This window comes from Kineosporia rhizophila (genome assembly GCF_021277265.1).
Classification (GTDB): domain Bacteria; phylum Actinomycetota; class Actinomycetes; order Actinomycetales; family Kineosporiaceae; genus Kineosporia; species Kineosporia rhizophila.
This window is the reverse complement of record NZ_JAJSOH010000010.1, coordinates 231,239-241,138: the sequence shown is the minus strand read 5'-3', so window position 1 is coordinate 241,138 and position 9,900 is coordinate 231,239. Positions and strand designations below refer to the sequence as shown.

Genomic DNA, 9,900 nt, shown 5'->3' with positions numbered 1-9,900 from the left:
CGAGGCCGACGGCATCCTGACGATCGAGATCGAGGACGACGCGAACCGTCCCGCCCAGCTGCGGCTGGGGGCCGAACTGCCGGGCATGCTCGACCGGGTGCGGGCGCTGGGCGGCGACGTGATGTTCTCGGCCCTGGCCCGGGGTGGTTCTCTGATGGTCGCGGCGATCCCCTGCGTCTGAGGCGAGCCGCTCAGGACGAGTGCCCGGCCGCTCAGGACGAGTGCACGGAGAGGCCGGCGAGCTGGGCCGAGCCGTACTGGGTGGCGCCGGTGAACCGCAGCTGCAGATAGCGGGTGGCGGTGGGCGTGAAGGTGGCCGTGGCCTGGCTGCCGGAGTTGGGGAACTGGTAGGCCGACGAGCCCTTGAGTGTGCGGTACGACGAGCCGTCGGCGCTGCCCAGCACGGTGATCGTCTGGGTGCGGGGGCCCCAGCCGAACGACGGTGACGACAGTGCCACCCGGCCGACCGTGGTGACCTGGCCGAGGTCGACGGTGAGCGTCTGCGGGAAGCCCGGCCTGGACTCCCAGTAGGTGCGCGTGCTGCCGTCGGTGACGTTGCCCGCCCCCAGGCCCCAGCTCGCGCTGCTGGCCTGGGCGGAGGCCGAGGCCGCGAGGTTCACGCCCGGATCGGCCACCGGGACCTGGCCCGGACCGGTCTCCGGCCCGGGGTTCTGGCCCTGGTCGTCGTCCTGACCCTGGTCCTGGTCCTGGCCCTCGTTGTCGTCGCCGTCGTCCCAGCCGTCCCAGCCGCCGTTGTCGTCCTGGTCGTCGTCGGGCCGGGAGGTGGGCTCGTCCTGCTCGTCGGCCGGGCCGGAGGACGGCTGGGGGTCGGTGCCCCCGGTCGGGCCGGACGGGGTGGCGGGCCGGCCGGGACCGGTCTGCCCGTTGTTCTCCGGCGCGGGCGTGCCTTCGGTGGCCGAGGCGGAGGGCGTCGCGGTGGCCTTGGGCCGTTTACTGGCCGACGGCTCCGGGGTGGGGGAGACCGGCGGTGACGCATCGGAAGCGCTCGGCTCCGGAATGGTGATCTCGAGCCCGGACAGCGACGTGTCCTGGGCGGTGTAGCTGGGCGAGCGTGTCGTGTACTGGACCACGGCGACCCCGCCGACGATCACCGCCACCACCGCCACGATCGCCCAGACCGTGCGGCTGAACCCGAACAGACGCGGCGGCCGGCCCTCGTCGTCGCCGCCCCGGCGGCGCATCGGGGGACGCTGCGACGAGACCACGTCTTCGGGTTCGTCGAGACGGAACTCACCCGTCGTCGGGTTGTTGCTGTCCACGCGGTCGGCTCCCAGAGGTCCAGACGTGACCGACGAATCGTCACGCGCAGAGCCATTCTGACAGGAGCCCGGCGGCCCTGAGCATCCCTGTGGATAAACAGAACTCGCATGTTCGCTGGGTGACGGCGGCACCCCGGAGGGTGATGCCCGGCCTACGCGGTCCGTCTTTTCTGTGCATTAAGCCCGGCGAAAGAAAGCTTTCAGAAAAGCCGGAGGACGTCGGTGACCTGAATTGCGTACGGTACGCACGGAATGTGAGAGTCGCCTGCGATCACTTCCGGCTCCTCCCCAGGAGGGATCTTGCCCACGAGCCGCCCGGTGCTGGCGCCCGAGGTCGTCCTGAGGGGCGCGGCGATCCACTTCGCCCGCCACTGCACCCTCGACATGGACCTGCTGGCAACCGAACTCGCGGTCAGCCGCGCCACCCTTTACCGGGCCGTGGGCAGCCGCGACAAGCTGCTGGGCGAGGTCTTCGGGATGATCAGCCGGCGGCTGTTCCAGATCGCCCGCGCGCGGGTCGGCCGGGTCGGCGGCGCCGAGGACGTCCTGGCGGTCACCCGCTCGTTCGTCGGGATGCTCGAGCTGGCGCATCCGCTGCGCACTTTCATGGCCGAGGAGCCGCAGATCGCGGCCCGGGTGCTGTTCACCACCGCCGGCGACGTGATGCGCCGCTCGGTGGCCGAGCAGGCCCAGATCTTCCGCGAGGCCGGGGTGGGCGGGCCCCAGCCGCTGGGCCGGGCGCTGCTGTACGTGCGCCTCGTGGAGTCGGTGATCTTCGCCGAGCTGCTCGGCGCCGGGCCGGTGGAACTGGCCGACGCCGAGCCCGCCCTGCGTGCCCTGCTGGAGTGAGCCTCAGCTCACGGGGTGAAGCTGGAGCAGGTGTTCAGGTACTGCGAGACGTTGCGGTCGCCGGTCGGGCCGGGGCAGACGAACTGGCGGTAGCGCTCGTCGTTGTCCACGAAGAGCTTCAGCCACGACAGGCTGTACTTGGCGATCGTGGTGTTGGACAGGTTCGGCGCGAAGTGCGAGGCGCCGTCCAGCTCCAGGTAGGCCTTGCCCGGGGCGCTGGGCAGGCTGCGGTAGAAGGGCTGGGCGTGCGAGGCCACCGAGGCGACGGTGTCCTGCTCGGCGCCGACCACCAGGGTGGGCACCTGGTTGCCGGACCAGGACTTGGTGATGTTCCAGGGGGTCAGCGGGACGGCGGCCTGCAGGCTGGGCCGGCTGCGCGAGGCCTCCAGGGTGCCGCCGCCGCCCATCGAGTGGCCCATCACGGCCAGGCGGGTGGGGTCGATCCGGCTCGAGACCCGGCTGTCCCGGGTGAGCTGGTCGAGCGCGGCCAGCAGCTGCCGGCCGCGGCTGGCGGGCTGGTCGCTGGTGGTCAGGGTGTCGATGTTGAACACCACGAAGCCGTGCGTGGCCAGCCGGGAGGCCAGCCAGGCCATGCTGGACTTACGGGCGGTGAAGCCGGGGGCGATCGCCACCGCGCCGAAGGTGCCCTGGCTGGTGTCGGTCGGGTAGTAGATGTCGCCGCCGCCGAACCCGTTGGCGCTGAGTGCCGACACCGAGACCTGGCTGGTGGCGAAGGGTCCGCGGGAGGCCTCGATCGAGCTGCTGGTGGGGGCGGGACCACGCTGGTAGGGCGAGGGCTCGGCGGCGTTGGCCCCCGGGCCGAGCAGGACCCCGGTCGCCACCAGGGCGGCGGTGGCCGCGCCGGCCAGGCTGGCGATCAGCGGGCGGGACCGGGAGGGGCGGCGGGGGGCCGGGATCTGGTCGGTGCGCGGTCGCGGATTCATGATCCGTTCCTTTCGGCGAAAGCGACTGGGACGCAGCGATCCTTGGACGGTACGGGCCTCGGTTCAATGAAACCGGCGCATCGTGAGACGTAGGTCCGGGCATTTCGGGAATGCGTCACTCAAGCCCCAGAAGCCACAAGCCGCCGCGAGAGCTATGTGGGGCTTAAATCGTTGTCAAGAAACGCTTTTCGGGACCGCTGGGCGCTGAACCGGGGAGCCGTCGGGCATCAGCCGCTCGACCAGCCAGGGATCCAGCACCCGCGCCATCTCCTCGTCGAGGAAGGGGGCCAGGGTGCGCGAGAACGTGGCCGTGAGGTGGTGGTCGTCGCGGTAGACCAGCACGTCGCCGATCACCGGCGGGCAGAGATAGGCGGCGCACACCCGGTCGGTCAGGTCGGCCACCGGGGTGTCGGTCTCCTCCGCGGCCTTGCCCACCACCAGGCCCTTGAGCACCGAGTCGCGGGGCTTGGCGCAGGCGTCCAGGTCGTCCAGGTGCAGGCTGACGCAGGCGGCGACGTCCTCGCCCATCCGCGGGGTCTCGGCCATGGCGAGCACCGGGACGTCCAGGTCGTGCATCTGCTGCAGCCGGACGGCCATCCCGCGGATCAGTTCCTGCCGGTTCGCCTCGCCCGGCAGGGGCCGGCCGTCCTTGACCGAGCGGTAGAACTGCAGCTGGGTGGTCACCAGCAGGGTCGGGGGATGGGCCCGGATCTCCTCCAGCACCGCCTGGTTCCACGGCTCGCAGGTGGTGTACTCCTCGTCCGGGGTGAGCAGCCGGTGGATGTCCGAGAACGGGCAGCCCGCCTTGGTCATCGAGACCAGCTTCCAGCCGTGCTGCTGGGCCAGGACCAGCAGTGCGGGCGCCCACTGGCCGGCCTTGGAGTCACCGACCACGTAGACCACCGGCGCGTTCGGGCCCTTGCTGTGGTCGAACACGCAGGGCCGGGGGTCGGAGGAGGCGTAGTTCGAGGCGCAGCCGCGCTCGTAGATCTCGCCGTTGTCGTCCTTGGCCCGTTCCGGTGGCGGGGCCAGGGCGCTGGCCGAGTCCTGCGCGGGGTAGGCAGCGGCGGCGCCCAGGGGCTGCACCGGCACCTCCACCGAGCGGGAGTGGGCCAGGGCGGTGCCCGAGCCCACGGCGACCAGGGTGAGGGTCAGGCCACCGGCGATGCCGAGGGCGGAGGGCGCCCAGAAGCGGGCCTTCCGGGCCGGGCCCTCGACCAGGTAGTAGGTCAGCGTGGCGAGCACCACGCCGATCCCCACGATGCTCAGCCCCTCGGTCCGGGTCAGCTCGCCGTCGACCTGGGCGAACACCACCAGGGGCCAGTGCCACAGGTAGAGCGAGTACGAGATGTCGCCCAGCCACCGCATCGGGGGCAGGGCCAGGACCAGGCGGGCGCCGCCGGCGCTCGGGCCGTAGCGCAGCAGCAGCATGGTCCCCGCCACCACCAGCACGGTGAGCGGGCCCGGCCACATCGTCTCCGGCTTCACCACGAACAGCGCCACCAGGATCATCGCCAGGCCGGCCCAGCTGAGCAGGGCCGCCACCAGGGACCGGCCCTGCGGCAGGGGGCGGCGGGCGAAGGCCACGGCGCAGAGCGCCCCGGCGGCCAGTTCCCAGACCCGGGTGTGGGTGGTGAAGTAGGTCTGCGCGTTGTACGTGGTCAGCGCCAGGGTAAGCGAGACCACGACGACCAGCCCGATCACCGCCATCGCGACCGCCCGGCGGCGGGCCAGCAGCAGGACGCTGAGCAGCAGCGGCCAGACCACGTAGAACTGTTCCTCGATGGCCAGCGACCAGTAGTGCTGCAGCGGGCTGGCCAGCGACCCCTCGGCCAGGTAGTCCACCGACTCGGCGGCCAGACGCCAGTTCACCACGTAGGCCGCGGCCGCCATCGCGTCCTGGCCGATGCTCTGCCACTGCGAGGCGGGCAGGTACCAGCGCGCGCCCACGCAGGTCACCAGCAGCACCAGCGCACTGGCGGGCAGCAGACGCCGGGCCCGGCGGGCCCAGAACTGCGGCAGCGAGATCCGGCCGGTCTTCTCGTGCTCGCGCACCAGCAGGCCGGTGATCAGGAAGCCGGACAGGACGAAGAACACGTCCACCCCGATGAAGCCCCCACTGGGGCCGAGGCCGGTGTGGTAGAGCAGCACGACGAGGACGGCTACGGCGCGAAGGCCCTGAATGTCACCGCGGAAGGTGCCGGCCCGGACCGTCTGGTCGGGCGACTGGGGTGTCTCGAGGGGTTCGTCGCGCGGTGCCCTTTTCACGACCTCTGGTTCGGTTGGGTCAGCTGTTCCGGATGGAACGTCCGACGCACTTTCGCCGCAATCGGCGTCGGCCGCAACCTGCATCCGGTGGTCTGTGCGCCGAGTCACTCGAGACCGGCGGCCGGGCCTCCGAAGACCTGTGAACGACCGGAGAAATCCCCGTTACGAGGAGGTCCGATGCCCGATTTCCCGCCCCTTGCGGCGCTCACCGCCCAGACCCGGATCCTGGAACTGGACGACGCGGACGCGGTCCGGATGCTGCGGGTGGTGCTGGAGCGGCAACGCCGGCTGCCCGATCCGGAGACCGCCCGCGACCTGGCCGCACACCTGAGCGAGGCGGCCGCCCATCCGCTCGCCCTGGAGTACCCCGCCCCCAGCGCACACTCGGCCACCGGCACCGACCGGCTGAACCTGCCCCTGGTGAGCCAACCGGTCTCCGGCGGCGACCTGGCCCGCGAGACGCTGCTCTACCTGCTCACCGAGCAGCCCGCCCTGGAACCGCTGCTGCTCGCCGCCGCCGACGCGGCCGACGGCCCGGTCGGCTCCCTGACCCGCCCCGGCCACCTGGACCTGGGCGTGCAGGTGCTGCTGGCGCTGCACGAGGAGGTGACGCTGGAGCGCGCCCCGGCCGGCGGCTGGCGCTTCCGGGTGCACCGCAAGGCGATGAACGACGCCTCCCTGACCGGCGTGCTGGCCAAGCTGGTACGCACAGTGAGCAGCGCACGCAGCTAAGTACGCTGAAGGAGTGGAAGAACCGAAGGTCTGGTACGCCAGCTACGGCTCGAACCTCCACGCTGAGCGATTCACGGTCTACCTCCTCGGAGGTACCCCTCCCGGTGGCCGCCGGGCCACGTCAGGCTGTCGCGACAAGCGCCTTCCGTTCGCCGTCCGGCCCTTCGAGGTGCCGGGCGGCATCTTCTTCGCCACCGAGTCACTGGTCTGGGGCGGCGGACGTGCCTTCTACGATGCGAAGCTTCCCGGCAGCACGGCCATGCGGGCCTACCTGATCACACTGTCCCAGTTCAGCGATGTCGTGGCGCAGGAGATGTACAGCGGGGTGCGAGCCGACGTCGACCTTCGGGAAGTGCTGACGCAAGGGCGTTCGCAACTGGGGCCGGGACGTTACGAGACGCTGGTGCGGCTCCGAGGGCCTCAGGGTCCGCCGACGATCACCTTCACGTCGCCCTGGAACGCGGGCGACGTACCCGCGCTGGCCCCGTCCGCCGCCTACCTACGCGTGCTCGGGCTCGGGGTGAAGCAGGCGCACGGCTGGCCAGTTCCGCAGGTCGCGCGTTACCTGGCCGCCGCCCCCGGTGCGGCGGGCGCCTGGTCCGCCGACGAGATAGCGGCGCTGCTGGCCTGACCGGGAGGTGGTCATGGCTTGGTAGTCTCCTTGGTCGCAAAGATTGCGCCGCGCAGTTCAGCACATTCAGGACGGATCAGGAGCCCTCGTTGGACATCGACGCCTTGGTCAGGCTCCTGAAAGAGGATCGTTCGCACTTCGAGCACCGCTACGTGAAGGAGCTCGCCGAGGTCAAGGGCGTGATCGACGCGGTCCGCGCCCAGGGCCTGCGGATCGTGCTGACCAGCGGCTCCTTCGACGTGATCCACGAGGGGCACTCGATGTACCTGGAGGCGGCCCGCTCGCGCGGCGACTTCCTGGTGGTCGGGGTGGACAGCGACAGCAAGGTGCGCGAGCGCAAGGGGCCGGCCCGCCCGGCCGTGCCCGAGCTGGAGCGCCTGCGCATGGTCACCCACCAGCGCGGGGTGGGCATCGTGACGCTCAAGCACCCCGAGCACGAGCGCTGGGCCCTGATCCACGCGGTGCGCCCGGACGTGCTGATCGCCACCGAGGAGACCTACTCCGCCGAGGACATCGCCGAGCTGGAGCGCACCTGCTGCGGCAAGGTCGAGGTGCTGCCGCGGATGGCCACCGTGAGCACCTCGGCCCGGCTGCGCAAGACGTACTTCGAGATCGCCAACGTGGTGGCCGAGCGGCTGCCCACGTTCATCAACAACATCGTCAGAGAGATCGCCGGCGAGCGATGACGCAGATCCTCGCGTTCGTCCCGGTGCTGCACGCCGGGTACGAGCGGTTCCTGGCCGAGCACTGCGGCCCCGACGACGAATTGCTGCTGGTCGGGCGCAGTTTCGCCGCCGACCACGCGGTGGTTCGCAAGGAGATCCGGGCCCTCGACCCGGACCGGCTGCTGAGCTGGCTGCTCACGCTGGGCCTGGTGCGGCGCGGGCGGGTGGTGGAGGCCGGTGACCTGCCCGGGGCGGTGACCGGGCCGCTGCTGAAGGCGCCCGACGAGGAGCTGATCCGGGCGCTGGTGGCCGAGCACGGCCTGGTCGAGCGGGCCCGGATCGAGCTGATCCCTACCTTCCTGCGCTGGGACAAGGCCTGGAGCCGGGCCGGTTCCATGCCCGACTGGGACGGCCAGGTCAGCGCGGACGAGTACGCCCGCTCGATGCAGGCGCTCGCGGCCGAGGCCGCCGGGCGGAGCTCGGACTGGTGGCGCCAGGTGGGCGCGGCGGCCGTGCGGGACGGGGAGGTGCTGGCGGTGGAGCACAACCGGCACCTGCCCGACGAGTACGCGCCCTACCTCAACGGGGATCCGCGCAACGACTTCAAGCGCGGGGTCGAGATGGACCGCACCACAGCCATTCACGCCGAGGCTGCGCTGGTGGCCCGGGCCGCCCGGGAGGGTATCGCCCTTCAGGGGGCCGACCTGCACGTGACCACGTTCCCCTGCCCGGGGTGCGCCCGGCTGGTGGCCGAGGCCCGGTTCGCACGGTGCTTCTTCGGGGGCGGCTACTCGGTGCTCGAGGGCGACGCGGTGCTGCAGCGGGCCGGGGTGGAACTCATCTATGTAGAGCCGGGCCCGGCCGGGAGCTGAGCTTGAGGCGCACCGGGTGTTCGGACTCCGGGTCGCCGGCGATCAGGTGGGCGTGCACGTGGGCGATGGTGCCGCCGGTGTAGGCGCAGTCACCGCACCGAACGCCCAGGCCGTAGTAGGTGAGCCCGAAACGCTCGCGCAGAGTACGGATCACCTGCCAGTAGTCGGCGAGTGCGGCGTCGGGCAGATCGACCAGGTCGGTGACGTGGCGGCGGGGCACGCAGAGCAGGTGCAGCCGGGCGCCGCGGTAGGGAAAGTCGTTGTGCCGCACCACCCAGTGCTCGTTGGCCAGCACCAGGCCCTCGGCCGGTTCCTGGTCGATCGTGGGGGAGCAGAACAGGCAGATGCCCGCCTCCTCCAGTTCGCGCATGCGTTCGGCCTGGGCCTCGGTGCGCGTGTTGCCCAGGTAGTAGAGGCCGGGCTCAGTCACTGTCGTTCTCCTGCAACAGCGAGCGGTGCGCCGACAGCCAGGAGTCGATCACCGCGTAAGCCTTGGACCGCACTTCCGGGACCGACAAGACGATGTCGTGGCGAGCGTCTTCAATCGGAATCACTGTGGTTTCGCCGCCCAGGCAACCCGCCCAACGGGCGATGTGCCGTACGTCGAGCACACCGTCGCCGCGGTCGGGATCTCCGTCGGCCGCGGTGAACACCGACTTGTCCGATCGCAGAATCAGCGATGGGACGCCGATGTCGAGCCCTCGGTGCAGTTCGGCGTGCCCCCGGCGCACAGCGTTCATCCATCCCGCGGTGACGGGGAAACCGTTGAGGGGTTTCATCACCACGTCGTAGTCCCACTCGCCGCCGCCGCTGATGTGCAGGGTCTGGCCGTAGATGCTGGGCGGGAGCTTGAACGTGCGGAACGGGGAGGCCTTGCTCAGCCCCCGCAGCAACCAGGTGCCCGGCCCGCGCAGCACCGGCTTTCCCTGCAGATCGAACCAAGGGCTGTTCAGCACCACACCGGTCACCGGCAAAACCGCTCCGGCGCGGCGTTTACGGTCTAGGTAGAGGGGAACGATCAGACCGCCAGTGGAGTGCGCGACAAAGGTGACCGGCAGTCCGGGCCAGTCTTCCCGGATCAACGCCAGTGCGGCGTCGAGGTCTGCGTCGTACTGCCGCAGGTCGGAGGCGTAGTGCGCGGTCTGGCCGGGCCGCCGCGCGCGCCCGCACTTGTGCAGGTCGAGTGCGTAGAACGCGAACCCCCGGGCGGCGAAGAAGTCGGCCATCTCGGTCTGGAAGAAGTAGTCGGAGAAACCGTGCACATAAAGGACGACCCCGCGCACCGCTTCCTCGGCCCGCGGCTTGCGGCGGACCACCGCGGCGGCGATCTCCCCCTCGCCGTCCGGGTCGGCGCCCAGCTCGACCGTGTACTGCTCGTAACCTTCACCCAGCAGATCGCCGGCCCAGTTCGCAGAAGTCACCCGCCCATAATCACACCAGCGACGCCCGGCCCGTCCCGTGGGATCCCTACGCAGAGACCGTCTGGTCGAAGGTCTGGTCGAAGAACGACCTCACGCTCCCGCACCTCAGGCCCGGCCGGTTTCACGATCAGCCCGCCGCGCGCCTGGTGAAGGGGTGGCGGCAATCCCCCTGCACCCAGATCAGCCGCCCCACTCTGAGCCTGCCGAGCGTCCGCGCCGGAAGGCTTGGACGATTCTT

The 9,900-nt window shown here is 70.9% G+C and carries 10 protein-coding genes and 1 pseudogene; 6 read left to right on the top strand and 5 right to left on the bottom strand.

Annotated elements, in window-relative coordinates; translation table 11 throughout:
- Positions 1-181: pseudogene (locus tag LWF15_RS17240) on the top strand (sensor histidine kinase); the annotation flags it as partial.
- Between the two features lie 31 nt (positions 182-212).
- Here LWF15_RS17240 and LWF15_RS17235 read toward each other — a convergent pair.
- Positions 213-1,280 carry a discoidin domain-containing protein gene (locus LWF15_RS17235; protein ID WP_332879913.1) on the bottom strand — a complete coding sequence of 356 codons (1,068 nt, stop codon included), beginning with the start codon at positions 1,278-1,280 and terminating at the stop codon, positions 213-215.
- A 300-nt stretch (positions 1,281-1,580) separates the two neighbouring features.
- On the opposite strand from LWF15_RS17235, the gene LWF15_RS17230 reads away from it, so the two are divergent.
- A complete protein-coding gene (locus LWF15_RS17230) occupies positions 1,581-2,129 on the top strand; it encodes a QsdR family transcriptional regulator (RefSeq protein WP_232811854.1) in 549 nt (182 codons plus the stop codon).
- An 8-nt stretch (positions 2,130-2,137) separates the two neighbouring features.
- Here the strand turns inward: LWF15_RS17230 and bdeA are convergent, their stop codons facing one another.
- Both bdeA and LWF15_RS17220 read right to left on the bottom strand, forming a co-directional pair.
- Positions 2,138-3,073 (bottom strand): bis(hydroxyethyl) terephthalate hydrolase, encoded by a 936-nt coding sequence (bdeA, locus tag LWF15_RS17225; protein WP_232811853.1) that lies wholly within the window; start codon positions 3,071-3,073, stop codon positions 2,138-2,140.
- A 174-nt stretch (positions 3,074-3,247) separates the two neighbouring features.
- Entirely contained in the window at positions 3,248-5,341 is a 2,094-nt protein-coding gene (locus LWF15_RS17220) for an acyltransferase family protein (protein WP_232811852.1), read from the bottom strand.
- A gap of 177 nt (positions 5,342-5,518) precedes the next feature.
- Here LWF15_RS17220 and LWF15_RS17215 point away from each other — a divergent pair, with 177 nt between their 5' ends.
- The 4 genes from LWF15_RS17215 to LWF15_RS17200 all read left to right on the top strand — a co-directional run bounded on the left by LWF15_RS17215 (position 5,519) and on the right by LWF15_RS17200 (position 8,241).
- Positions 5,519-6,073, top strand: coding sequence for a hypothetical protein (locus tag LWF15_RS17215; RefSeq protein ID WP_232811851.1), 555 nt, complete (start codon positions 5,519-5,521; stop codon positions 6,071-6,073).
- Positions 6,074-6,086: 13 nt separating this feature from the next.
- Positions 6,087-6,704, top strand: coding sequence for a hypothetical protein (locus LWF15_RS17210; protein ID WP_232811850.1), 618 nt, complete (start codon positions 6,087-6,089; stop codon positions 6,702-6,704).
- An 89-nt stretch (positions 6,705-6,793) separates the two neighbouring features.
- The gene (locus tag LWF15_RS17205; RefSeq protein ID WP_232811849.1) at positions 6,794-7,390 is read left to right on the top strand and encodes an adenylyltransferase/cytidyltransferase family protein; all 597 of its coding nucleotides are present in this window, start codon (positions 6,794-6,796) and stop codon (positions 7,388-7,390) included.
- A complete protein-coding gene (locus tag LWF15_RS17200; RefSeq protein ID WP_232811848.1) occupies positions 7,387-8,241 on the top strand; it encodes a deoxycytidylate deaminase in 855 nt (284 codons plus the stop codon). Before LWF15_RS17205 ends, LWF15_RS17200 begins: the two co-directional genes overlap by 4 nt.
- On the opposite strand, the gene LWF15_RS17195 is transcribed toward LWF15_RS17200, so the two are convergent.
- Both LWF15_RS17195 and LWF15_RS17190 read right to left on the bottom strand, forming a co-directional pair.
- A complete protein-coding gene (locus LWF15_RS17195) occupies positions 8,207-8,671 on the bottom strand; it encodes an HIT family protein (protein WP_232811847.1) in 465 nt (154 codons plus the stop codon). The two genes, LWF15_RS17200 and LWF15_RS17195, sit on opposite strands and share 35 nt — an antisense overlap.
- Positions 8,664-9,662, bottom strand: a complete 999-nt coding sequence (locus tag LWF15_RS17190) for an alpha/beta hydrolase (protein WP_232811846.1) — start codon at positions 9,660-9,662, stop codon at positions 8,664-8,666. Before LWF15_RS17190 ends, LWF15_RS17195 begins: the two co-directional genes overlap by 8 nt.
- Positions 9,663-9,900 lie beyond the last annotated feature (238 nt).